18 protein-coding genes are annotated in these 22,305 nt (G+C 68.3%); 9 read left to right on the forward strand and 9 right to left on the reverse strand.

Translation table 11 applies throughout. The features are described 5' to 3' along the window. Window positions 1–8: 8 nt before the first annotated feature. Together nadA and AC6LKG_RS08765 are read right to left on the reverse strand one after the other, a co-directional pair. Window positions 9–1,145 carry a quinolinate synthase NadA gene (gene nadA / locus AC6LKG_RS08760; protein WP_498163947.1) on the reverse strand — a complete coding sequence of 379 codons (1,137 nt, stop codon included), beginning with the start codon at window positions 1,143–1,145 and terminating at the stop codon, window positions 9–11. 247 nt (window positions 1,146–1,392) lie between these two features. After that, window positions 1,393–2,631 carry an MFS transporter gene (locus AC6LKG_RS08765; RefSeq protein ID WP_498163948.1) on the reverse strand — a complete coding sequence of 413 codons (1,239 nt, stop codon included), beginning with the start codon at window positions 2,629–2,631 and terminating at the stop codon, window positions 1,393–1,395. Window positions 2,632–2,743: 112 nt separating this feature from the next. On the opposite strand from AC6LKG_RS08765, the gene AC6LKG_RS08770 reads away from it, so the two are divergent. After that, window positions 2,744–3,691 (forward strand): LysR family transcriptional regulator, encoded by a 948-nt coding sequence (locus tag AC6LKG_RS08770; RefSeq protein ID WP_498163949.1) that lies wholly within the window; start codon window positions 2,744–2,746, stop codon window positions 3,689–3,691. A gap of 153 nt (window positions 3,692–3,844) precedes the next feature. Continuing rightward, complete coding sequence (gene ocd / locus AC6LKG_RS08775; protein ID WP_498163950.1) at window positions 3,845–4,903, forward strand: ornithine cyclodeaminase; 1,059 nt, start codon at window positions 3,845–3,847, stop codon at window positions 4,901–4,903. 18 nt (window positions 4,904–4,921) lie between these two features. Here ocd and AC6LKG_RS08780 read toward each other — a convergent pair whose 3' ends face one another. The 4 genes from AC6LKG_RS08780 to AC6LKG_RS08795 all read right to left on the reverse strand — a co-directional run bounded on the left by AC6LKG_RS08780 (window position 4,922) and on the right by AC6LKG_RS08795 (window position 10,173). Then, window positions 4,922–7,003 (reverse strand): putative bifunctional diguanylate cyclase/phosphodiesterase, encoded by a 2,082-nt coding sequence (locus AC6LKG_RS08780; protein WP_498163951.1) that lies wholly within the window; start codon window positions 7,001–7,003, stop codon window positions 4,922–4,924. A gap of 167 nt (window positions 7,004–7,170) precedes the next feature. After that, on the reverse strand, window positions 7,171–8,280 hold the full coding sequence (locus tag AC6LKG_RS08785; protein ID WP_498163952.1) for a GTPase family protein: 1,110 nt from the start codon (window positions 8,278–8,280) through the stop codon (window positions 7,171–7,173). An 83-nt stretch (window positions 8,281–8,363) separates the two neighbouring features. Continuing rightward, entirely contained in the window at window positions 8,364–9,194 is an 831-nt protein-coding gene (gene panB / locus AC6LKG_RS08790) for a 3-methyl-2-oxobutanoate hydroxymethyltransferase (protein ID WP_498163953.1), read from the reverse strand. A gap of 61 nt (window positions 9,195–9,255) precedes the next feature. Continuing rightward, window positions 9,256–10,173, reverse strand: coding sequence for a LysR family transcriptional regulator (locus AC6LKG_RS08795; RefSeq protein WP_498163954.1), 918 nt, complete (start codon window positions 10,171–10,173; stop codon window positions 9,256–9,258). A gap of 253 nt (window positions 10,174–10,426) precedes the next feature. On the opposite strand from AC6LKG_RS08795, the gene AC6LKG_RS08800 reads away from it, so the two are divergent. Then, window positions 10,427–11,827 carry a sodium:solute symporter family protein gene (locus tag AC6LKG_RS08800; protein WP_498163955.1) on the forward strand — a complete coding sequence of 467 codons (1,401 nt, stop codon included), beginning with the start codon at window positions 10,427–10,429 and terminating at the stop codon, window positions 11,825–11,827. After that, window positions 11,824–12,870 carry an agmatinase gene (gene speB / locus AC6LKG_RS08805; RefSeq protein ID WP_498163956.1) on the forward strand — a complete coding sequence of 349 codons (1,047 nt, stop codon included), beginning with the start codon at window positions 11,824–11,826 and terminating at the stop codon, window positions 12,868–12,870. Before AC6LKG_RS08800 ends, speB begins: the two co-directional genes overlap by 4 nt. Window positions 12,871–12,962: 92 nt before the next feature. Here speB and AC6LKG_RS08810 read toward each other — a convergent pair whose 3' ends face one another. Both AC6LKG_RS08810 and AC6LKG_RS08815 read right to left on the reverse strand, forming a co-directional pair. Next, window positions 12,963–14,072 (reverse strand): S-(hydroxymethyl)glutathione dehydrogenase/class III alcohol dehydrogenase, encoded by a 1,110-nt coding sequence (locus AC6LKG_RS08810; protein ID WP_498163957.1) that lies wholly within the window; start codon window positions 14,070–14,072, stop codon window positions 12,963–12,965. Window positions 14,073–14,098: 26 nt separating this feature from the next. Beyond that, complete coding sequence (locus tag AC6LKG_RS08815) at window positions 14,099–14,389, reverse strand: metal/formaldehyde-sensitive transcriptional repressor (protein ID WP_498163958.1); 291 nt, start codon at window positions 14,387–14,389, stop codon at window positions 14,099–14,101. A gap of 133 nt (window positions 14,390–14,522) precedes the next feature. Between AC6LKG_RS08815 and hutC the strand changes: the two genes are divergently transcribed. From hutC to hutI, 5 genes are all read left to right on the forward strand, one after another. Next, entirely contained in the window at window positions 14,523–15,266 is a 744-nt protein-coding gene (gene hutC, locus AC6LKG_RS08820; protein WP_498163959.1) for a histidine utilization transcriptional repressor HutC, read from the forward strand. After that, window positions 15,263–15,880 carry a HutD/Ves family protein gene (locus AC6LKG_RS08825; RefSeq protein WP_498163960.1) on the forward strand — a complete coding sequence of 206 codons (618 nt, stop codon included), beginning with the start codon at window positions 15,263–15,265 and terminating at the stop codon, window positions 15,878–15,880. The genes hutC and AC6LKG_RS08825 overlap by 4 nt, the downstream gene beginning before the upstream one ends. Before the next feature lie 134 nt (window positions 15,881–16,014). Continuing rightward, complete coding sequence (hutU, locus tag AC6LKG_RS08830; protein WP_498163973.1) at window positions 16,015–17,706, forward strand: urocanate hydratase; 1,692 nt, start codon at window positions 16,015–16,017, stop codon at window positions 17,704–17,706. A 56-nt stretch (window positions 17,707–17,762) separates the two neighbouring features. Further along, window positions 17,763–19,292, forward strand: coding sequence for a histidine ammonia-lyase (hutH, locus tag AC6LKG_RS08835; RefSeq protein ID WP_498163961.1), 1,530 nt, complete (start codon window positions 17,763–17,765; stop codon window positions 19,290–19,292). A gap of 27 nt (window positions 19,293–19,319) precedes the next feature. After that, window positions 19,320–20,537, forward strand: a complete 1,218-nt coding sequence (gene hutI / locus AC6LKG_RS08840) for an imidazolonepropionase (protein WP_498163962.1) — start codon at window positions 19,320–19,322, stop codon at window positions 20,535–20,537. Window positions 20,538–20,584: 47 nt separating this feature from the next. Here the strand turns inward: hutI and AC6LKG_RS08845 are convergent, their stop codons facing one another. Beyond that, on the reverse strand, window positions 20,585–22,204 hold the full coding sequence (locus tag AC6LKG_RS08845; RefSeq protein WP_498163963.1) for a methyl-accepting chemotaxis protein: 1,620 nt from the start codon (window positions 22,202–22,204) through the stop codon (window positions 20,585–20,587). Window positions 22,205–22,305 lie beyond the last annotated feature (101 nt).

Below are 22,305 nucleotides of genomic sequence, written 5' to 3' on the forward strand. Positions count from 1 at the left end.
TGCGGCAATCATGCCGGTCCGACCCGCTGGAACAGCGCGCCATCGCGCGCCAGGTCGCCGCTGGCGCGTACCGGGCGCTTGCGCTTGTCGGCGAAGTCCAGCATGCGGTCGATCGGCGCCTTGGCGCGCCGCGCCAGCGCCGGGTCCAGCAGGATTTCGTTGGCGCTGTGTTCGAGCGTGTGGGCCAGGCCGGCCAATCCGTTCATCGCCATCCAGGGACAGTGGGCGCAGCTCTTGCAGGTGGCGCTGTCGCCGGCGGTGGGAGCCGCCAGGAAAGTCTTGCCGGGCGCCTGTTGGCGCATCTTGTGCAGGATGCCCTGGTCGGTGGCGACGATCAGGCGTGGCGCGTCCAGGCGCCGGGCGGCTTCGATCAGGTGGGTCGTGGAACCCACCACATCGGCCTGCGCCAGGACCGACGCCGGCGACTCGGGGTGGGCCAGTACGCGCGCGTCGGGATCGGCCGCCCGCATCAGCTCCAGCTCGGCGCCCTTGAATTCGTCGTGCACCAGGCAGGCGCCCTGCCACAGCAGCATGTCGGCGCCGGTCTGGTTCTGCACATAGCGGCCCAGATGGCGGTCGGGCGCCCAGAGGATCTTTTCGCCGCGCGCATGCAGGTCTGCGATCAGGTCGAGCGCGATAGACGAGGTTACGACCCAGTCGGCGCGCGCTTTCACGGCGGCGCTGGTGTTGGCGTAAACCACCACGGTGCGATCCGGATGGGCGTTGCACCAGTCGGTGAAGGCCGGGGCGGGACAGCCCAGGTCGAGCGAACAACTGGCTTCGAGGTCCGGCATCAGCACACGCTTGGCGGGGCTTAGGATCTTGGCGGTCTCGCCCATGAAGCGTACGCCGGCGACCACCAGGGTCGCGGCCGGGTGGTCGCGGCCAAAGCGCGCCATCTCCAGCGAATCCCCGACACAGCCACCGGTGGCTTCGGCCAGCTCCTGGACGTCGCCGTCGACGTAGTAATGCGCCACCAGGACGGCGTTTTCGCGTGCCAGCAACGCGCGGATGCGTTGTGCCGCCGCGGCGCGTCCGGCGGTCGACAGTGGCGCGGGTACGCGGGCCCAGGCCTGGCCGACGGCGCCGTGATGGCCGTCGGTGGGCAGGTCGAATGCGACGGAGCGCAGGGTTGCGGCGGTCATGATGGGTTCCTTGGGTACGTATAAATGCTCAATATGAGCATTTATTGGGTAAAAAAAGAGAGCTGATTTATGCTTTTGGTGAGCATAATTCAGTTCCAGCGGATTTCCACCCATGTTTTCCCGGGGGTTGCGGCCCACGTTCTCCCGGGCAAAGCCGAGGTGGAGGGGAGCCAAGGGGGCGCCGCGGGGGCGGGGGACGCCTCCCGGCACCCACCCGCCCTGCCCGGCGCCGTGCTGCCGCCCGGTGTCAGGCCGCGCAGCCTGCCCGGGCGCGGCGTCCGCCCGAAGCCGGCCAGAGGCGCAGCAGCAGCGCGCCGCCGGCTGCCGCCGTGGCCACCAGCGTCACGCCGAGCCAGCCCCACCGCGCCAGCGCCAGGCTGCCCAGCGCTCCGCCGGCGGCCATGCCAATGAAGACGCTGACCATCAGCACGGCATTGAGCCGGCTGCGGGCGGCCGGGTCGATGCCGTAGACGATGCTCTGGTGCGCGATCAGCGCCACCTGGATGCCCAGGTCGAAGCCGATCGCGCTGGCAGCGATCAGCCACAGGCCGGATTGGGCCGACAGCAGGGGCAGCAGCGCCATGGTTGCGAACGACAAGGTTGTGAGCGCGGCGCCCAGGCGGCTGACGGCGCCCGGACCGCGCCGGTCGGCGTAGCGTCCGGCCAGCGGCGCGGCCAACGCGCCGGCCGCGCCGGCCAGGCCGAAGGCGCCGGCGGCGGCGGCGCCGAGATGGAATGGGGCTTCGTGCAGCATCACCGCCAGCGTCGACCAGAACGCGCTGAAACCCAGCGACAGCAGGCCTTGAGCCGTGGCGGCGCGGCGCAGTTCGCCATGCTGGCGCCACAGCCGCGGCAGCGAGGCCAATAGTTCGAGATAGGGCAACCGGGTGGTTGGCGCGAATGCCGGCAGGCCGCGCCACAGGGCCGCGCCCAGCGCCAGGATGGAGACTGCCGCCGCCACGAACATGCTGCGCCAGCCTAGCTGCTCGGCCACTACGCCGCTGATGACGCGCGACAACAGGATGCCCAGCAACAGGCCAGTCATCACCGTGCCGACGATGCGGCCGCGGTGCGCCGCAGGCGCCAGCGCGGCCGCGGCCGGCACGATGTCCTGGGCCAGGGTGGCGGACAGGCCGATGGCGAAACTGGCGGCCAGCAGCACCCCGATGGCGGGCGCGACGGCGGCCAGCAGCAGGGCCGCGCTGAGTGCGGCGGCCTTGACCAGGACGATGCGCTTGCGGTCGTAGCGGTCGCCCAGCGGGGCCAATAGCAATATGCCGAACGCATAACCAAGCTGGGTCAGCGTAGGGATCCAGCCGAGCGCGGCGGGGCTGGCGCGCAGGTCCGCGCCGAGGATGCCGAGCATGGGCTGGTTGTAGTACAGCGACGCGACTGCCAGGCCGGCGCCGATCGCCAGCAGCAGCACCAGACTGGCGGACAGCTCTTGGGTGGGGGGCGCGGGGTGCGCCCGGGTATCGGAGGACATAGGAGGATCCGTTCGGGAAAAGGCACCACGAGGTGCGTACGGCGCAAATTCTGAGCGCATGGACGGACTCTGGGTAGCCGTCGACCGAGTAGATCCGTTATACGATAGGCGTATGACCATCTCCGCCCTGCCCGCCCCGACCGGTACCGACCGCATGCTCTTGATCGAGACCTTCGTGCGCATTGTGGAGGCCGGCAGCCTGTCGGCCGCCGCGGCGCAATTGGGGGCCACGCAGCCCACGGTCAGCCGCCGCCTGCAACAACTGGAACGTTCCCTGGCGGTGCGCTTGCTGCAGCGTTCGACCCACGCCATCAGCCTGACCGAGGATGGCCAGCGCTGCTATGAACGCGCCAAGGAGCTACTGGTTTCCTGGCAGGCGTTCGAGAGCGACGTGCGCGGGGCCGGCGAGGAACTGGCGGGCACGCTGCGCGTGGTGGCGCCGCATGCGTTCGGCCAGAACCAGTTCATGGAAGCGCTGGCGCAGTACCTGCGCCAGTACCCGCGCATGCGGGTCGAATGGCTGCTGCATGACCGGTTGCCGGATTTCATCGCCGAAAACATCGATTGCGCCATCAAGGTCGGCGCGGTGCAGGACCCGTCGGTGGTGGCGGTCAAGCTGGGCGAGGTACCGCGCAGCGTGATGGCGGCGCCGTCGCTGTTGGGCGGCGGTCCGGTCCCCGCCCACCCGTCGGAACTGGCCGGCCTGCCCTGGCTGGCGCTGCGCACCTTCTATCGCGACCAGGTCAGCCTGACCCATGTGGAGACCGGCGAGGTTGCGAATTTCGAGATCCAGCCGCGCCTGTCGACCGACGGCCTGTATGCGCTGCGCAAGGCGGCCGTGCTGGGCCTGGGCGCGGGCATCGCATCGGCGTGGGCCCTGCGCGACGAGCTGGCCAGTGGCCAGTTGGTGCAATTGGCGCCGCAATGGCGCGCCGCGCCGCTGCCGGTGTACCTGGTCTATGCGCCGTCGCGGCTGCAGCCGGCGCGCCTGCGGCGTTTCATAGAAACCATGCGCGAACACCTGCCGATGGAGTTGCGCGCCGACGCGCGTCCGGCCTGAAGGCTTTTCCGGGTGGGTGGCGGCGGATTGCGACAAGTGGCACCGGCGGTTGCCGAAATGGCAGATTCCTTGCATTTTGTGTGGAAAGTGGGCGCTAGGCACTGACCTGGGCATCGGACAGAATTTCTGTACCAGGACCATCAGGGGACAACAATGACGACACTGCTCACCACCACCGACGTTGCGAAAATCGTGGCCGCACAGGGCCCGCGCAAGGTTTTCGAGGATCTGCTGGATTACCTGCTGGCCGACTTCCTGCGCTGGCCGGAGTTCGACAAAAGCGCGCGCGTCGCCAGCCATTCCGCCGCCGGCGTGATCGAGTTGATGCCCACCGCCGATCATGAGCTCTACAGTTTCAAGTACGTCAACGGCCATCCCGGCAATCCGGCGGCCGGCCTGAGCACCGTGATGGCCTTCGGCGCCCTGGCGCAGGTCAGCACCGGCGAACCCCTGCTGATCAGTGAGCTGACCCTGACCACCGCGCTGCGCACCGCCGCCACCTCGGCGCTGGCCGCGCGCGCCCTGGCCCGGCCGGGGGCGCGCAGCATGGCGCTGATCGGCAATGGCGCGCAGAGCGAATTCCAGGCGCTGGCGTTCCACCACATCCTTGGCATCGACACGCTGCACCTGCATGATGTCGACCCGGCTGCCAGCGACAAGCTGGCGCGCAACCTGGCCGAGGTGCCGGGCTTGCGCCTGCGACGTTTCGACAGCACCGCCGCCGCCGCCAAGGGCGTGGATATCGTGACCACGGTGACGGCCGACAAGGCCTACGCCACCATCCTCACCGCGGACATGGTCGAGCCCGGCATGCACATCAATGCTGTCGGCGGCGACTGCCCCGGCAAGACCGAGCTGCATGCCGACGTGCTGCGCGCCGGCCCGGTGTTTGTCGAATACGAGCCGCAGACACGCATCGAAGGCGATCTGCAGCAGATGCCGGCCGACTTCGCGGTGACCGAACTGTGGCGCGTGCTGACCGGCCAGCGCGCCGGCCGCAAGGATGAGCGCGACATCACCGTGTTCGATTCGGTCGGCTTCGCCCTGGAGGATTTCTCGGCCCTGCGCTGGTTGCGCGACAGCGCTTTCAAGCATGGTGCCGGCACGCGCGTCGAAGTGGCGCCGAACCTGGCCGATCCGAAGAACCTGTACGAGCTGGTGCGCGGCCGTCAGGCCTCGGCCCGCGCCAGCCAGGCGCTATTGCGAGGCTGATGCGCGACTGCGAAGACGCTATTGGGATTGTGGCGGTTCGTGCGATACCGGCCGGCCCAGCAGGAAACCCTGGAAGTGCGAGCAGCCTTCCTGGGTCAGCCGTTCGAGCTGCGCCGGCGTCTCGACGCCTTCGGCGGTGGTGGGGATATCCAGGCTGCGGCCGATGCCGTTGATGGCGCGGATAATGGCCAGCGCTTCCTTGCTCGATTCGACATCCTGCGTGAAGGACTTGTCGATCTTGATCTTGTCGAACTCGAAGGTGCGCAGATAGCCGAGCGAGGAGTAGCCCGTGCCGAAGTCATCCAGCGCCACCTTCACGCCCAGTTGCTTGAGCCGGTTCAGCGTGTTCAGGTTGGCCTCGGAGTTGGCCAGCAGCACCGATTCGGTGATCTCCAGCTCCAGCCGGCTTGCCGCCAGGCCGGAGGTGGCCAGGGCCGACTCCACCAGTGACACCAGGGCACTGTTGGTGAACTGCGTGGGCGATAGGTTGACCGCCACGGTTTCATGCGCGTCCCAGGTCATGGCCTCGCGGCAGGCTTCGTGCAGGGTGAAGGCGCCCAGTTCATGAATCAACCCGGTTTCCTCGGCGATCGGGATGAAGTCGTTGGGCATGATCAGGCCCTTGACCGGATGCCGCCAACGCATCAGGGCTTCGCGGCCCACCGTGCGCACGTGGCTGATGTCTTTGATGGGCTGGTAGTACAGCTGCAACTGCTGCGACAGGATCGCCTGGCGCAGGTCCATTTCCATTTCGTGGCGCCTGAGCGCGGCGGTCTCCATTTCGGGCTTGAAGAACGCCAGGCAGTTGCGGCCGTTGCGCTTGGCTTCGTACAGCGCCATGTCGGCGTAGCGCAGGAGCTGGTCGGCGCCTCCCTCCTGCGAGGTGGCGCGCGCGATGCCGATGCTGACGCTGACCGGCACGGTGTGGCCGTCGACCTGAAATGGCTCGCGTACCGCGTCGATCAGGCGTTGCGCCATCTGGCGCAGGTCGTCGGCTTTCTCGACGCCGGGCAGCACGACCGCGAATTCGTCACCGCCCAGGCGCGCCAGCGTGTCCTGTTCGCGCAGGTTCTTGGCCAGGCGTCGCGCCAGTTGGCGCAGCAGTTCGTCGCCGTACGGGTGGCCCAGCGTATCGTTGACGCTCTTGAAATTGTCCAGGTCCAGGCATAGCACCGCGGCACTGCGTTCGCGGCCCTCAGGCGCCAGGGCCTTGAGCAGCCGTTCGCGGAACAGCCGGCGGTTGGGCATGCCGGTCAGGGTATCGTGGTGCGCCATGTAGCGCACCTGGGCTTGCGCGGCGTTCTCGTCGGTGACGTCGTCGGCGATCAGCAGCACGTAGCGCGAGCGCGGGTCGCTGCTGTGGAACACGAGCGTCCGGCTGCGCAGCGCGCGCGGGCCGCGCCCGGTCATCACCTCTTCCTGGCCGGCCTCGCGCAACGCGCCATCCGAGCGCAGGGCGTCGTTGGTCAGGCGCTCGAAGAATTCATGCACGGCGGGCGGCAGGCATTGCTGCATGGTCCGCCCCTGCATCTGTTCGCGGCGGGAACCGAAGGCAGCCTCGGTCTGGCGGTTGGCCAGCACGATGCGGCGCGACACGGCGTCCAGCACCAGCACACACGAGGGAATGTGCGAGACCACCGCCTCCAGGAAGCTCGATAGCGAGGTCAGCTCGCTGTTGTAGCGTTCGGCCAGATCCTTGGCTTGCAGCAGTTGCAACTCGCGCTCGCGCCGTTCGGTGCAGTCGCGCGTGATCTTGGCGTAGCCGATGAGGGAGCCGGCATCGTCGTGGATGGCGTCGATCACGACGTGGGCCCAGAACGGCTTGCCATCCTTGCGGATGCGCCAACCCTCGGCCTCGAAGCGGCCTTGCTCGCGGGCGGTGGCCAGGCCGCGGGCGGGCAGGCCGGCGGCCTGGTCGGCAGCGCTGTAGAAGCAGGAAAAGTGCCGCCCCACGATTTCGTCGCGCGTATAGCCTTTGGCGCGCTGCGCGCCGGCGTTCCAGTTGGCGACTGTGCCATCGGGGTTCAACATGTAGATTGCGTAGTCAACGACACCTTGCACGAGGTGCCGGTACATGACGTCGGAATTGTCGATGATCATTGGATAGGGCTGGCGTTGCGGGATTCGCGGCACGTACGTTTACGTCGTGCCGGCGCGATTATTCACCGGCAAGGCGCGGAAAGGCGCATTCTTGCCGAACTTGATGCATTAAGTCGGATCCTTGCGCCGGGTAACAGGCCCGCGCAAGCAGGAGGCGTGTGCCGCGCCTAGCGTCCCATGCGCTGTTTCAGCGCCTGCGTGATTATCGTGATGTCGAGATCCTGGCCGGGATGCTTCTGGCAGAAGTCGTACAACACGGCGATGTAGGCGTTGCCGAGCAGCTTGGTGATGGCGCCGGCGGTGGTGGCGGCGATGGTGCCGCCCACCGCGCTGCCCGCGCCGGGAATGAACTTGAGCAGGCCCGATACCACTGACCGTCCGACCAGCGTGGCCGCTGACGCGCCCAGCGACGAGGTCACCAGCGTGCTGATGGCGGTGGTGTTCAGTTCCATGCCGAAGGTGATGCCGATCTTGGCGATCATGCCGACCTGGATCGGCACCAGGGCCACCGCGTCCGAGAACGGGATCGGCGCGGCGGCGGCCGACGCGGCCAGGCCGGCGGCGACGTTGACCTCTATTTCAGCCCGCTTTTTTTTTACTTCCAGCGCCTTGAGATTGCGGCTCGAGAGTGCGTTGGCGTAGGCGCGCTGCTGCGACTCGGGGATGTATTGGGCGGTGGCGTCGATCAGCGCATCCAACCCCATCGGCGGCAGGTCCGCGCCCAGCTCCTCGATGTGTTCGGGCAGGGCGCGCACCGCCACCACCTGCCTTGCGCGCGGCAGCAGCGCCCGGGCCTGTTCCAGGAACGGGCTGTTCTTGCGGGCCTTGGTGAGCACGGCGATGACCGGAATGCCGGCATCGGCCAGCAGCGCGCTCAGTTCGATCTCGGCGTCTTCGACACGATGGCTGCTGTCCTGGATGCAGAGCCAGGCCACGTGCAGGTGCCGGTCCTGGTCTTGCGCTGCTGCGCGCTCGCGGATCAGGTCGGCCAGTTGCTGGCGCGAGCGGGCGTAGTCGCCGACTTCCAGGCCGCGGGTGTCGATGATGGTGAGCGGGTGGCCAGGCCGCGAGAACTCCTGAGTGGTCTGCGTGACCGGCTTGCCGGCGCCGGTCCGGGCCAGATCGCCGCGAAACACCGCATTGATGAGGGTGCTCTTGCCGACGCCGGTCTTGCCCGCGACCAGGATGTTGACGCGGCCGGCGCCGCGCGTGGCGGTGCTGATCGCATCGGCGATCGCGTCCTGCAACTGCGGGGTGTCATGGCGAGGCGGATTCATGGCAGGCGGTCGGCGCGGAAGTCGGCATGGCCTGATTCTAGCGACAAATGCGCGCCCGGCCCGGCGTGCCGGGGCTGGCCGCCTCAGCCGTACAGGTGTTCCGCCTGGGGGAAGCGCCGTGCCCGCACGTCGGCGGCGTAGTCGCGGGCGGCGGCCTGGATGCGGGCGGCCAGGGCGTCATAGCGTTTGACGAAGCGGGCGGTGCGGTCGAACATGCCGAGCAGGTCGTCCACCACCAGCACCTGGCCGTCGCAGCCTGCCGAGGCGCCGATGCCGATGGTGGGGCAGGCAATGGCCTCGGTAACGGCCAGCGCCAGCGGTTCGACCACCCCCTCGATCACCACGGCGAACGCGCCAGCCTCGGCCACGGCCTTGGCGTCGGCGGCGATGCGGGCGTACTCGGCCTCGCCGCGGCCGCGCGCGCCGTAGCCGCCGAGAAGATTGACGGCCTGCGGGGTCAGGCCGATGTGCGCCATCACGGGAATGCCGCGCGCCGTCAGGCAGGCGATGGCCGGCGCCATGGCCTGGCCGCCCTCCAGCTTGACGGCGCTGGCGCCGGTTTCCTTCAGGACGCGCGCGGCCGAATGGAACGCCTGCTCGGGGCTTGCTTCATAGCTGCCGAAAGGCATGTCGACGACGACCAATGCCTGGCGCGCGCCGCGCACCACGGCGGCGCCGTGCGCGATCATCATGTCCAGCGTGACGGGCACCGTGGACGGCAGGCCATAGATGGTCTGCGCCAGGCTGTCGCCCACCAGCAGCGCGTCACAGTGCGGGTCCAGCAGTTCGGCCATGCGCGCGGTGTAGGCGGTGAGCATGACCAGCGGTTCGGCGCGCTTGCGGGCGCGGAAGGCCGGGACGGTCATGCGGCGCGGCGCGCCGGCGGCGGAATTCAGGGTGGCGGTGGTGGACATGGGGGCTCCTGTGTGCAGCGCGCGGGGCCGGTGGACGGGTGCCGTGCGCGGCACAGGTATATCACGGCGCGGTGCCGGGCGCAGCCAGCAGCGCCGCGCGCATGTCCTCCAGGAAGGCGGCGGCAATGTCGTCGAGTTGGCTGCGCCGCTTGGCCACCATGCTGATCTCCACGTCGTACTGATAGGTGTCGGCATCCAGCGCATGCAGCAGGCCGGCCGCGACATAGGGCGCGGCATAGTGTTCGGGCAGATAACCCAGGTGCGCGCCGGACAGGATCAGGATCAGCGCGGCCTCCATGTTGTCGGCTTCCGAGGTGATGCGGCGCGGGCGGCCGGCGAACGAGGATTCGGGCAGCGGGTAGGTGCGCCAAGTCCAGTCGGCATCGGCCAGATCGGGCTCGGTGACACGGCCGGCGCGGTCGGCCAGCGGATGGGTGGCGCCGCAGTAGGCGATCTGCCGTTCCTGGAACAGCGGCGTGTAGTCGAGCATTGGCACCCGGTGCAGGAAGTAGCCGACAGCCACCTGTATTTCGTCCTTCAGGATCAGTTCTTCGAGTTCGCGCGGGCTGCGGATCAGCACCGACAGGCGCACGGCTTCGTCGCGCCGGCGGAATCTCTCGATGGCGTGGCCGATGCGCGCGTTCTGCGCCATGGTGGCATTGCCGATCAGGCCCAGCGTGAGGTTGCCGACCAGTTGCCGGTGCATGTTGCGGGCCTGTGCGCTGAAGTCGTCCAGCGCGGCCAGCGCGCGCCGCGCCAGCTTGTCGAAGCGCTGCCCCCTGGCGCTGAGGCGAAAGCCGCCGCGCCCGCGCTCGCACAGCGTGAAGCCGAGCCGCGTTTCGAGCGTGGCGAGCTGGCTGCTGATGGTGGACTGGCCCACGCCCAGCAGGGCCTGCGCGGCCGACACGCCGCCGGCGTCGACGATGGTGAGGAAGACGCGGATCAGGCGCAGGTCGAGGTCGGAGACGTTGGAGAGCATAGGGTAATCACGGACGAAACATTGATGGGCATCGATGTGAATTTTCCGAACTAGGCATGGATGGAAAAAGTTCGGATTCCTATTATTCCACCAGTGTTATCGATTCGACCCGGCAGCGGTGCCGTCGCCGGAGGGCGGGCGAATCGAGTGCTGGAAAGCCCGTTTTTCCGGAATCACTTCTACATCAATAGGTGTTTTGCCGGCGGTAGCCAATACGCGTGCGGGTCGCACGCGAACGGACAAGGGGAAGGACATGTTTGTCGATATAGGCGTGGTCGTGGCCTATCTGGCCGCGATGCTGCTGCTGGGCTGGTACGGCATGCGCCGCGCCAGGACGCAGGAGGATTTCCTGGTGGCGGGCCGCAATCTCGGACCGGCCTTCTACATGGGCACGATGGCTGCCACGGTGCTGGGTGGCGCCAGCACCGTCGGCACGGTGCGGCTGGGATATGTGCACGGCATCTCCGGCTTCTGGCTGTGTGCCATGCTGGGCCTGGGCATCGTCGTGCTCAATGTGTGCCTGGCCAGGCCGCTGCTGAAGTTGCGCATCTACACGGTGACGCAGATCCTGGAGTTCCGCTACAGCGCGCGCACGCGGCACGTCAGCGCCCTGGTGATGATGGCCTACGCGCTGATGCTGGCGGCGACCTCGGTGATCGCGACCGGCACGGTGATGCAGGTGCTGTTCGACATGCCTTTCTGGCTGGCGATCCTGGTGGGCGGCGGCGTGGTGGTGGTGTATTCGGCGGTGGGTGGCATGTGGTCGCTGACCCTGACCGACATCGTGCAGTTCCTGATCAAGACCATCGGCCTGATGGCGGTGCTGCTGCCGATCTGCCTGTACCGGGTGGGCGGCTGGGACCAACTGGTGGCGAAGCTGCCGGCAAGCAGCTTCGAGGCAACCGCGATCGGCTGGCCCACCATCGTCACGTACTTCCTGATCTACTTCTTCGGCATCCTGATCGGCCAGGACATCTGGCAGCGCGTATTCACCGCCCGCAGCGAGCGGGTGGCGCGCCTGGCGGGTGCGGCGGCCGGGCTGTATTGCATCGTCTACGGCCTGGTGGGGGCATTGATCGGCATGACCGCCAAGGTGCTTTTGCCGGATCTGGCCAACGTCAATAATGCCTTTGCCGCCATCGTGCAGGCCGAGCTGCCAGCCGGCATCCGCGGCCTGGTGATCGCGGCGGCGCTGGCGGCGATGATGTCCACCGCCAGCGCCGCGATGCTGGCCTCGGCCACGGTGCTGGCCGAAGACCTGTTGCCAGCCCTGCGTGGCGGGCGCGGCTTCACCCACGTGCGCAGCCACCGCCTGATGACGCTGCTGGCCGGCCTGGCCACGCTTGGCATCGCGCTGGCGGTGGACGATGTGCTCGATGCGCTGACCTGCGCCTACAACTTGCTGGTGGGCGGCATGCTGGTGCCGATCCTGGGCGCGATCTGGTGGCGCCGCGCGACCACGGCGGGCGCCATCGCCAGCATGTTGCTGGGCTGCGCCACGGCGGTCGGCTTCATGATTCGCGACGGGCTCGCGGCCAATACGCCGATCTACGCCAGCCTGGCCGTCAGCGCCTTCAGTTTCCTTGTTGTCAGCCTGATGGGACGCGCTTCCGAGCCGGCCCCCGGCGCAACCTCTTCCAGGAGTGCTCCATGAGTTTCACGCCCGAGAAACTGGCCGCCTTGCGCGCCCGGTTCGGTGGATCCAACGAGGCCGTCATCCACGACGCGCATTTTCGCGCGGTGGCGGCCAATGTCATTGACGACAGCGGCACTCGCAGCGCGCCCTATGCGGGCATGCCGACGTTGTTGGATGCGCCGGCAAGGCCGATCGATTGGCAGCGGCCGGATTTCGGCGACCTGCAGGTGGCGCTGCTGGGCGTGCCCATGGACCTGGGCGCAAGCAACCGCAGCGGCTGTCGTTTCGGGCCGCGCGCCTTGCGCGCCATCGAGCGGGTCGGACCCTACAACCACGCGCTCAAATGCGCGCCGGTGCGCGAGTTGCGTGTGGCCGACATCGGCGATGTGCCGATGCGCAGCCGCTTCAGCCTGGAGCAGTCGCACGCGGATATCCACGCGGCCTATGAGAAGATCGTGGCGGCGGGCGTCACGCCGCTGTCGGTCGGCGGCGATCATTCCGTGACGCTGCCGATCCTGCGCGCGCTGGGCGCCCGGCAGCCGGTGGCGCTGGTGCACTTCGATGCGCACTGCGACACCGGCGGCCCGTTCGACGGCAGTCGTTTTCATCATGGCGGCCCGTTCCGCCAGGCGGTGCTGGAAGGCGTGCTCGATCCCACGCGCACCATCCAGATCGGTATCCGCGGATCGGCCGAGTATCTGTGGGAGTTCTCGTACGAGTCCGGCATGACCGTGATCCATGCCGAGGACATTCCGCGCCTGGGGGTGGACGCCATCATCGCCCGGGCGCGGGCCATCGTCGGCGATGCGCCCGTGTACGTGTCGTTCGACATCGATTGCCTGGATCCCGCCTTCGCGCCGGGCACCGGCACGCCCGAGGTCGGCGGCGTGACGGTGCGCGAGGCCCAGGCCATGCTGCGCGGACTGGCGGGGCTGGACATCGTCGGCGGTGACCTGGTGGAAGTGGCGCCGTCGTACGACGCCACCGCCAATACGGCGCACGCGGGCGCGCAGATCCTGTTCGAGATCCTGAGCCTGATGCGACTGCGCGGCGCGCGCTGAGACCGTGCCGCGCCGCCGGTGGCGTTGAAGCTGAGGACGATCAGCTTGTCGGTGCGGTCCGGGTCCAGCGGCAGCCAGCCGCCGCCGTGGCGTCAATAGTGGATCACGGTGCGGATCGACTTGCCTTCATGCATCAGGTCGAAGGCTTCGTTGATGCGGCTCAGCGGCAGGGTGTGGGTGACGAACGGATCCAGGTCGATCTTGCCGCTCATGGCGTCCTCGACCATGCCGGGCAACTGCGTGCGGCCCTTGACGCCGCCGAAGGCCGAGCCGCGCCAGACGCGGCCGGTGACCAATTGGAACGGACGCGTGCTGATTTCCTGGCCGGCGCCGGCCACGCCGATGATGATGCTTTCGCCCCAGCCCTTGTGGCAGCATTCGAGCGCGGCCCGCATCACGTGCACGTTGCCGATGCATTCGAACGAGAAATCCACGCCGCCGTCGGTCAGTTCGACGATCACTTCCTGGATCGGCTTGTCATAGTCCTTGGGGTTGATGCAGTCGGTGGCGCCCATGGCGCTGGCCAGCACGAATTTGTTGGGATTGGTGTCGACCGCGATGATGCGGCCGGCCTTGGCCTGCACCGCGCCCTGGATCACCGCCAGGCCGATGCCGCCCAGGCCGAACACGGCCACGGTGTCGCCTTCCTTGACCTTGGCGGTGTTGTGCACCGCGCCCAGGCCGGTGGTGACGCCGCAGCCCAGCAGGCAGACCTTCTCGTGCGGCGCGGCCGGGTTGATCTTGGCCAGCGAGATCTCGTTGACCACGGTGTACTCGCTGAAGGTCGAGCAGCCCATGTAGTGGTACAGCGGCTTGCCTTCGTAGCTGAAGCGCGAGGTGCCGTCGGGCATCACGCCCTTGCCTTGGGTGGCGCGCACTTTCTGGCACAGGTTGGTCTTGCCCGACAGGCAGAACTTGCACTCGCGGCATTCGGCGGTGTAGAGCGGGATGACGTGATCGCCCGGCTTGAGCGAAGTCACGCCCTCGCCGACCTCGACCACCACGCCGGCGCCTTCGTGGCCCAGCACGGCGGGGAACAGGCCTTCGGGGTCGTCGCCGCTCAGGGTGAAGGCGTCGGTGTGACAGACGCCGGTGTGCGTGATCTGCACCAGTACTTCGCCGCGTTGGGGCGGCGCGACGTCGATTTCAACGATTTCCAGCGGCTTGCCAGGGCCGAATGCGACGGCTGCGCGTGATTTCATAAGGGGCTCCACGAGGTCGGATGGGGTTATTTCAGGTAGGAACGGACGATGCGCATGATCTGGTCGATCTCGGCTTCGGGTTCGACCGCCGCGCCGGGCCGTCCGCCCTGCGAGGATTGCAGGAAGGTTTCCCGGAGATGGCTTTCGAGCACTTCGGCCATCAGGCCGGTGGCCGCGCCGCGCAGGGCGGCCAATTGCTGCAGCAGCGCGCCGCATTCCGTCCCCTCGTTGACGGCGCGCTCGAGCGCCAGCGCCTGGCCCTGGATGCGGCGCAGGCGGGTGGTGACACGTTTTTTCTCTGCGGGGGAATGGGGCACGGCTGCCTCCGGTAGATACAGGGGGGGAGTATACGCAGGCGCGGCTGCGGCGTCCAGCCCGGGCCGCCTGTCTGTACATGTCCAGTGGACCCTATAATCGCCTTTCGTTCCTCGGCACGACACAGGATAACCCTTGGCTTCCTCCCCGCTCCGCCTGCCGGCCTCGCCTGGCGTGCTGCCGGCGCCGCGCTACGCACAGCTCAAGCAGATGATCGCCCAGCAGATCCACAGCGGCGCCTGGCCGGCGCATTACCGCGTGCCTTCGGAAAGCGAGCTGGTGCAGGAACTGGGCTATTCGCGCATGACGGTCAACCGCGCGCTGCGCGAACTGACGGCAGAGGGCCTGCTGGTGCGCATGCAGGGCGTGGGCACATTCGTGGCGCAGCCCAAGGCCCGCTCGGCGCTGTTCGCCGTCAACAACATCGCCGATGAAATCGCCGCCCGCGGCCATCGGCACCACAGCCGCGTGGTGCGCCTGGCGCAGGAGCCGGCCGCTGCCGAGCAGGCCGCGGCGCTCGACATCCGCGAAGGCCAGCCGGTGTTCCACTCGCTGATCGTGCACTTCGAGGACGATGTGCCAATCCAGCTCGAAGACCGCTACGTTAACGTGCGCCTGGCGCCCGATTACCTGGCGCAGGACTTCACCCGGCATACGCCCTACGAATACCTGACGCGCGTGGCGCCGCTGACCGAGGGCGAGCACGTGGTCGAGGCGATTGTCGCCAAGCCGCGCGAATGCCAGTTGCTGCAGATCGAGCGCACCGAACCGTGCCTGCTGATCCGTCGCCGCACCTGGTCGGGCGAGCGCGCTGTCACCATGGCGCGGCTGATCCATCCCGGGTCGCGCCACCGCCTCGAAGGAAAATTCACCACATGACTCCGCTTGACGTGCGCCTGTACCGGGCACAGGACTATCCGCGCATGCCCTGGCGCAATGGTGGCGGCACCACGCAGGAAGTGGCCTGCAACGATGGCGGCAGCACGGCCGCGTTCGAGTGGCGCCTGTCGATCGCCGATGTGGCGCGCGACGGCGGTTTCTCGCTGTTCGGCGGCCTGCAGCGCATCATCACGGTGCTCGAAGGCCAGGGCATCGCGCTGACCGTCGACGGCCAGGCGCAGGCGCCGCTGCGGCCGCGCCAGACCTTTGCCTTCCGCGGCGATGCCCAGGTCGACTGCCGTCTGCTGGGCGGCGCCATCCGCGACTTCAACCTGATCTACTCGCCGCGCCACTACTTCGCGCGGCTGCAATGGATCGGCGGGGCGCGCGATGCTTCGTTCCATACCTGCGCCGGCACGGTGCTGCTGCTGAACGCCGGCCAGCCACTGGCGGCATGGCGCGACGGCGCGACATTGCCCGTGGCGGGGCGCTATGACTGCCTGCGCGTGGAGTCCGGCGCGGACAAGGACCAGGACGGGCCGGCCCACTACCGGCTGGAGTCGCCGGCACCGCTGGATGCCTGCCTGATCGAGTTGCTGCCGCGCCGCGCATGACCCCGTAGACGGCGCGCCGTCTACGGGAAATCCCTGGCCGGCGACAGAGTTCCATAGCTTGTATATACAAGAATAGGCATCCTATGATTCCAGCAATCGGCCGCGCCGGCTTCCGCCCGGGCGGCGCCGCGTTGATGGAGACTGCCTTGGAAAGATCGAATCGATACCGCGATGTCGAGATCCGCGCGCCGCGCGGCAACCAACTGACCGCCAAGAGCTGGTTGACCGAAGCGCCGCTGCGCATGCTGATGAACAATCTCGATCCCGAGGTGGCCGAGAATCCCCAAGAACTGGTGGTCTATGGCGGCATTGGCCGCGCGGCGCGCGACTGGGACTGCTATGACAAAATCGTCGAGACGCTCAGGCGGTTGGAGGACGACGAGACCCTGCTGGTGCAGTCAGGCAAGCCGGTGGGCGTGTTCAAGACGCATGCCAACGCGCCGCGCGTGCTGATCGCCAACTCCAACCTGGTGCCGCACTGGGCCACCTGGGAACACTTCAACGAACTGGACGCCCGCGGCCTGGCGATGTACGGCCAGATGACCGCGGGTAGCTGGATCTATATCGGCAGCCAGGGCATCGTGCAGGGCACTTACGAAACGTTTGTCGAGGCCGGGCGCCAGCACTATGGCGGTGACCTGACGGGCCGCTGGGTGCTGACCGCGGGCCTGGGCGGCATGGGGGGCGCGCAGCCGCTGGCGGCCACGCTGGCTGGCGCCTGCTCGCTGACAATCGAATGCCAGCAGTCCAGGATCGATTTTCGCCTGCGCACCCGCTACGTCGATGAGCAGGCCGGCGACCTGGATGACGCGCTGGCGCGCATTGCCCGATACACCGCGGCAGGCCGTGCCGTGTCGGTGGCGCTATGCGGCAACGCCGCCGAGGTGCTGCCCGAACTGGTGCGGCACGGCGTCCGCCCCGACCTGCTGACCGATCAGACCAGCGCCCACGATCCGCTCAACGGCTACCTGCCGGCAGGCTGGACCTGGGCCGGATACCGCGAGCGCGCCCGGCGCGAACCGGCCGCCGTGGTCAAGGCCGCCAAGCAGTCGATGGCCGTCCACGTGCGTGCGATGCTGGCCTTTCAACAGCAGGGCGTGCCGACTTTCGACTACGGCAACAACATCCGTCAGATGGCCAGGGACGAAGGCGTTGCCAACGCCTTCGATTTCCCCGGTTTCGTGCCGGCCTACATCCGGCCGCTGTTCTGCCGCGGCATCGGCCCGTTCCGCTGGGCCGCCTTGTCGGGCGATCCGCAGGACATCCACAAGACCGACGCCAAGGTCAAGGAACTGATTCCCGACGACGCCCACCTGCACCGCTGGCTCGACATGGCGCGTGAACGCATTCGTTTCCAGGGCCTGCCGGCGCGCATCTGCTGGGTCGGCCTGGGCCAGCGCGCCAGGCTGGGCCTGGCGTTCAACGAGATGGTGCGCAGCGGCGAGCTGGCGGCGCCGGTGGTGATCGGGCGCGATCACCTGGACTCCGGATCGGTGGCCAGCCCCAACCGCGAGACCGAGGCCATGCGCGACGGGTCCGATGCCGTTTCCGACTGGCCCCTGCTCAACGCACTGCTGAACACCGCCGGCGGCGCCACCTGGGTCTCGCTGCATCACGGCGGTGGCGTCGGCATGGGCTTCTCGCAGCACGCCGGCATGGTGATCGTGTGCGACGGCACCCAGGCGGCGGCCGAGCGCATCGCGCGGGTGTTGACCAACGATCCCGGCACCGGCGTGATGCGCCACGCCGATGCCGGCTATGACAGCGCGATCGCATGCGCGCGCGAGCAGGGCCTGAACCTGCCGATGATCGAAACGCCGCGCTGAAGCGGCCGCGCCCGCCGGTAGCGCCTGACCTCATTGCCGTCCTGGAGAACAAGAAGATGGATCTGCACCTCGAACCCGGCCAACTGACACTGGCGCAATTGCGCCAGGTGTACCAGCAGCCGGTGCGCCTGACGCTGGACCCGGCCGCCCACGGCCCGATCGATGCCAGCGTCGCCTGCGTCGAACGCATCATCGCCGAAGGCCGCACGGCCTACGGCATCAATACCGGCTTCGGCCTGCTGGCCTCCACCCGTATCGCGCGCGAGGATCTGCAAGCGCTGCAAAGCTCGCTGGTGCTGTCGCACGCGGCCGGCGTGGGCGAGGCGCTGGACGATGCCATGGTGCGGTTGATCATGGTGCTCAAGATCAACAGCCTGGCGCGCGGCCGCTCGGGCATCCGCCGCCAGGTCATCGACAGCCTGATCGCGCTGGTCAACGCCGGCGTCCATCCGCACATCCCCCTCAAGGGCTCGGTCGGCGCCTCCGGCGACTTGGCGCCGCTGGCACACATGTCGCTGCTGCTGCTGGGCGAGAGCCGCGCCCGCTGCGAGGGGGCGTGGCTGCCCGCCAGGGCGGCGCTGGCGCGCGCCGGGCTGGAGCCGCTGACGCTGGCGGCCAAGGAGGGCCTGGCGCTGCTGAACGGAACCCAGGTGTCCACGGCCTACGCGTTGCGCGGTCTGTTCGAGGCCGAAGACCTGCTGGCCGCCGGGCTGGTCTGCGGCAGCCTCAGTGTCGAGGCCATGCTCGGCTCGCGCGTGCCGTTCGACGCGCGCATTCACGAGGCGCGCGGACAGCCCGGGCAGATCGACGTGGCCGCGGTCTACCGCGAGCTGCTGACCGAAGACAGCGAGGTGGGCCACTCGCACGCCGATTGCGACAAGGTTCAGGACCCCTACTCGTTGCGTTGCCAGCCGCAGGTCATGGGCGCCTGCCTGACGCAGATCCGCCATGTGGCGCAGGTGCTGCGGATCGAGGCCAACGCGGTGTCGGACAACCCGTTGGTGTTCGCCGAACAGGGCGAGGTGCTGTCAGGCGGCAATTTCCATGCCGAGCCGGTGGCGCTGGTGGCCGACAACCTGGCCTTGGCGCTGGCCGAGATCGGCGCGCTGTCCGAGCGCCGCATCTCGCTGATGATGGACAAGCACATGTCGCAGTTGCCGCCGTTCCTGGTGAGCAATGGCGGCGTCAATTCCGGCTTCATGATCGCCCAGGTCACCGCCGCGGCGCTGGCCAGCGACAACAAGGCGCTGGCCCACCCGGCCAGCGTCGACAGCCTGCCGACCTCGGCCAACCAGGAGGACCATGTATCGATGGCGCCCAACGCCGGCAAGCGGCTCTGGGCCATGGCCGACAATGTGCGGGACATCCTGGCGATCGAGTGGCTTGGGGCCTGCCAGGGGCTGGACTTTCGCGCCGGCCTGAAGACCGCGCCCAAGCTGGAGCGCGCCCGCAGCCTGTTGCGTGAAAAGGTGGCGCACTACGAGAAGGACCGTTTCTTCGCCCCGGACATCGAGGCCGCCAGCCAATTGATCGCCGCTCGCCGCCTGAATGCGCTGATGCCGGCAGGCCTGCTGCCCAGTATGTGACGGAGCCGCGATGACAGGAGCAAGCCCATGAGGCGGATCTGGCGCAACTGCCACGTGGCGACGATGGCTGGCGGTGAATACGCGGCCGTCGAGCGGGCCGCGTTGGTGACGCGCGGCCCGCGCATCGAATGGATCGGCCCGGAAAGCGCCCTGCCGCGCGGCGGCGAGGCCCCGGTGCACGACCTGGGCGGCGCCTGGGTGACGCCGGGGCTGATCGACTGCCATACCCACCTGGTGTTTGGCGGCGACCGCAGCCGCGAGTTTGAGCAGCGCCTGCAGGGCGTGGACTACGCCGCGATCGCGGCCCGTGGCGGCGGCATCGCCAGCACCGTGCGCGCCACCCGGGCCGCCAGTGAGCAGGCGCTGTACGCCAGTGCCCGTCAACGCGCGTTGCATCTGCTGCGCGATGGCGTGACCACGCTGGAGGTCAAGTCCGGTTATGGCCTGGATTTGCCCAATGAACGCAAGATGCTGCGCGTGGCGCGCCAGCTGGGACGGACCCTGCCCTTGACGGTCCGCGCCACTTGCCTGGCGGCGCATGCGTTGCCGCCGGAATTCGCCGGCCGCGCCGACGACTATATCGAAGAGGTGGCGTGCCGCATGCTGCCGGCGCTGGCGGCCGAGGGGCTGGTGGACGCAGTGGACGCGTTCTGCGAGCACCTGGCCTTTTCGCCCGCCCAGGTCGAACGGGTATTCCAGGCTGCCGCCCGGCTGGGCCTGCCGGTCAAGCTGCATGCCGAGCAGTTGTCGTCGCGCCATGGCGCCAGTCTGGCCGCGCGCCATGGCGCGCTATCGGCCGACCATCTGGAATACCTCACCGAAGCCGACGTGCGCGCCATGGCCGCGGCCGGCACGGTGGCGGTGTTGCTGCCGGGCGCTTTCCATGTCCTGCGCGAAACCCGCTTGCCGCCCGTCGATCTGCTGCGCCGCCACGGCGTGCCCATCGCGATTTCCAGCGACATGAATCCCGGCACCTCGCCGGTTTTGTCACTGCGGTTGATGTTGAGCATGGCGTGCACGCTGTTCCGACTGACGCCCGAAGAGGCGCTGGCTGGCGCGACGATCCACGCGGCGCGCGCGCTGGGCCTGCAGGCAAGCCATGGCGTACTCGCCGCGGGCAGGGTCGCGGACTTCGTGGCGTGGGATGTCGCGCACCCCGCCGAGCTGGCCTACTGGATCGGCGGCGACCTGCCCAAGCGGGTCATCCGCCATGGTGAACAGGTCTGCGCCACCGCGCCGGCGTGACGCCGCCGCGCGCAGGCAAGGCCCGCGCGCGGCATGGCCTTGGCTGTTCAGGCCGACAGCGCCAGCCGTTCGCGCAGCGGCATCGCCGGGGCGTCGCGGCCGGCCTGATGGGTCGGCAGCCGGAAGGCGCTGACCGATTGCTGCAACCGCTGGGCCTGCGATTCGAGCGACGAGGCGGCCGCGGCCGCCTGCTCGACCAGGGCCGCGTTCTGTTGCGTGACCTGGTCCATCTGCGTGACCGCCGTATTGACTTGGCCGATGCCCGTAACCTGTTCGTGCGAGGCGCTGGCGATGTCGCTGACCAGGGTGGTCAGCCGCTCGATCGCCGCCTGGATCTCTTCCATGGTGCGGCCGGCCGTTTCCACCTGGACCGCGCCGGCCTGCACGGTTGAGCCCGAGGCAGCCAGCAATTGCTTGATTTCCTTGGCGGCGCTGGCGCTGCGCTGCGCCAGCGAGCGCACTTCGCCGGCCACCACCGCGAAGCCCTTGCCCTGCTCCCCGGCCCGGGCCGCCTCCACGGCGGCGTTCAGGGCCAGGATGTTGGTCTGGAAGGCAATGCCGTCGATGACGCCGACGATGTCCTCGATGCGCCCGGAGTCCTGGGCGATTTCACGCATGGTGCTGACTGCACTCTGCACCGCCGCGCCGCCGCGTCTGGCGACGTCCGAGGCTTCGGTGGCCATGGCGTTGGCCTGGCGCGCGTTTTCCGCATTGCTGGTGACGGTGGCCAGCAGTTGTTCCATGCTGGCCGCGGTTTCCTCGAGCGAGGCGGCCTGTTGCTCGGTGCGGCTGGACAGATCCTGGTTGCCGGCGGCGATTTCGCTGGAACCCGTGTTGATCTCGGCCACGCCGTCACGCACCGCGTGCACCGTGCGCACCAGGCTGGATTGCATTTCCTGCAGATAGGGAACCAGTTGGCCGACACAGTTGCCGCCGAAGGGCGCGATGGGCGCGGTCAGGTCGCCGGCGGCGATATGCTGGAAATGCCGCTTGATGTCATCCAGCGGCCGGCGCACGAAATGCACCACGTAGCGGTCGCCCAGGAACAGCAGCAGCAGCGACACGCCCAGCACGATGCCGATGCCGGCGTAGGCGCTGTGGCGCTCGCCTACCGCGCTTTCGCGCATGGCATCCTGGCGCTCCTGCGCATAGGTCTCGTATTTCTCGATGCTCGCGCCAAAGGCCCGGCTGGCGGCGATCACCGGGCCGGTGGCATGGGTGCGCGCCTTCGCGATCTCGCCGGCGGCGAGCAACTGGCGCTGCGTGGCGATATCGCCGACCAGGGCGTCGAAGCCGCGCCGCAGCGGCTCCAGGATGGCAGCGGGGGTATCGTCCTGGGCCGAGGCCAGGAAGGCCGCCTGGTACTTTCGCGCCAACTCCATTGCGGCGTCGATGCTGCGGTTTTCCTCGGCCGCCGGCCCTGCCAGGCCGTCGTGCGCATATTCCAACTGGCGCGTCAGCCGCAGGCGGGCCCGCATGATCTGGTCGTTGACGCGGGAGAGGGCTGAGACTTCATTCAGTAGCGTATAGCTGGCGGTGAGGGCTTCTCCGGAGTTGCGCAGGCCTTTTACGCTGATGGCCGACTGGCCGGCAAGCAGGGCGCTGATCATGAGCAAGGTGCACAGGATCATGCGGCGGATGGTGATGTCTTTCAGGAACTTTGTCATACGCGTCGTTCTAGGGTGTAGGAGACTGCTACATCCCGGACAACGGCCCCGCGCCACCGATATTTAGCGGGTGTTGCACATCTTACGTATATGTCCGCCGT

This window comes from Achromobacter sp. 46006, from assembly GCF_059761975.1.

Coding starts and splice junctions, on each gene's coding strand:
- AC6LKG_RS08795 (WP_498163954.1), bottom strand. CDS start 10,173: ATGCTCTCCAACGTCTCCGACCTCGACCTGCGCCTGATCCGCGTCTTC.
- AC6LKG_RS08780 (WP_498163951.1), bottom strand. CDS start 7,003: ATGATCATCGACAATTCCGACGTCATGTACCGGCACCTCGTGCAAGGT.
- hutU (WP_498163973.1), top strand. CDS start 16,015: ATGGAGACTGCCTTGGAAAGATCGAATCGATACCGCGATGTCGAGATC.
- AC6LKG_RS08845 (WP_498163963.1), bottom strand. CDS start 22,204: ATGACAAAGTTCCTGAAAGACATCACCATCCGCCGCATGATCCTGTGC.
- hutI (WP_498163962.1), top strand. CDS start 19,320: ATGAGGCGGATCTGGCGCAACTGCCACGTGGCGACGATGGCTGGCGGT.
- AC6LKG_RS08785 (WP_498163952.1), bottom strand. CDS start 8,280: ATGAATCCGCCTCGCCATGACACCCCGCAGTTGCAGGACGCGATCGCC.
- AC6LKG_RS08770 (WP_498163949.1), top strand. CDS start 2,744: ATGACCATCTCCGCCCTGCCCGCCCCGACCGGTACCGACCGCATGCTC.
- panB (WP_498163953.1), bottom strand. CDS start 9,194: ATGTCCACCACCGCCACCCTGAATTCCGCCGCCGGCGCGCCGCGCCGC.
- ocd (WP_498163950.1), top strand. CDS start 3,845: ATGACGACACTGCTCACCACCACCGACGTTGCGAAAATCGTGGCCGCA.
- AC6LKG_RS08765 (WP_498163948.1), bottom strand. CDS start 2,631: ATGTCCTCCGATACCCGGGCGCACCCCGCGCCCCCCACCCAAGAGCTG.
- AC6LKG_RS08800 (WP_498163955.1), top strand. CDS start 10,427: ATGTTTGTCGATATAGGCGTGGTCGTGGCCTATCTGGCCGCGATGCTG.
- nadA (WP_498163947.1), bottom strand. CDS start 1,145: ATGACCGCCGCAACCCTGCGCTCCGTCGCATTCGACCTGCCCACCGAC.
- AC6LKG_RS08825 (WP_498163960.1), top strand. CDS start 15,263: ATGACTCCGCTTGACGTGCGCCTGTACCGGGCACAGGACTATCCGCGC.
- hutH (WP_498163961.1), top strand. CDS start 17,763: ATGGATCTGCACCTCGAACCCGGCCAACTGACACTGGCGCAATTGCGC.
- speB (WP_498163956.1), top strand. CDS start 11,824: ATGAGTTTCACGCCCGAGAAACTGGCCGCCTTGCGCGCCCGGTTCGGT.
- AC6LKG_RS08810 (WP_498163957.1), bottom strand. CDS start 14,072: ATGAAATCACGCGCAGCCGTCGCATTCGGCCCTGGCAAGCCGCTGGAA.